Origin of the sequence: Achromobacter insuavis, from assembly GCF_902859645.1 — a bacterium.
In the GTDB taxonomy this organism is placed as follows: Bacteria; Pseudomonadota; Gammaproteobacteria; order Burkholderiales; family Burkholderiaceae_B; genus Achromobacter; species Achromobacter insuavis.
The window spans coordinates 1-614 of the sequence record NZ_CADIJR010000196.1; the positions used below are offsets into that span (position 1 = coordinate 1).

Annotated in this window: 1 protein-coding gene; it reads right to left on the reverse strand. The window is 75.6% G+C overall.

What is annotated here, in order from left to right:
* A partial coding sequence (locus H0523_RS32095; protein ID WP_180180334.1) for a M56 family metallopeptidase occupies nt 1-614 on the reverse strand: 614 nt, incomplete at both ends.

A 614-nucleotide genomic window follows, 5' to 3' on the forward strand; every position in this document is an offset into this window, starting at 1 on the left:
CGGCGAGCGTGTCGGGACGCACCAGGCGGCGGATGCGGTCGAGCAGGTCGCCGTCGCGCGCGGCGGGCGCCACCGGCGCCGGCGCATCGTTGGCGCGTTCCAGCGCGTGCAGGGCGCGCGCCAGCGGCATGGGGCCGCCGATCAGGGCCGCGGCCATCTGGTCGGCAATGCGCTCGCGCTCGATCCGCAGGCGGCGCGACAGCCACCAGATCGACGGATGGAAGAACAGCAGCACCTCGGCCGCGTGCTGCAGCAGGTTGACCAGGTAATCGTGGCGTCGTACGTGGGCCAGCTCATGCGCCAGCAGCGCGGCCAGCAGGTCCGCCGGCATGCCGGTGACGAGCGAGGCCGGCACCAGGATCACCGGCTTGAGCCAGCCGGCGGTGACCGGCGTGGACAGGTGGCGCGCCACGCGCAGGCCGACCGTGCGCGACAGCCGCAGGCGGTGCGCCATGTCCGCCACGCGCGCCTGCCAGGCGGGATCTTGCCAGGGCTGGCTGGCGCGCAGCACGCCGCGCAACCAGGCCAGTCCGAACAGCAGCCGCAGCGCCGCCAGCGCGCAGCCGGCCAGCCAGGCCAGCGCCAGCCACAGCGGCCAGAGCGTGGCGGCCGCT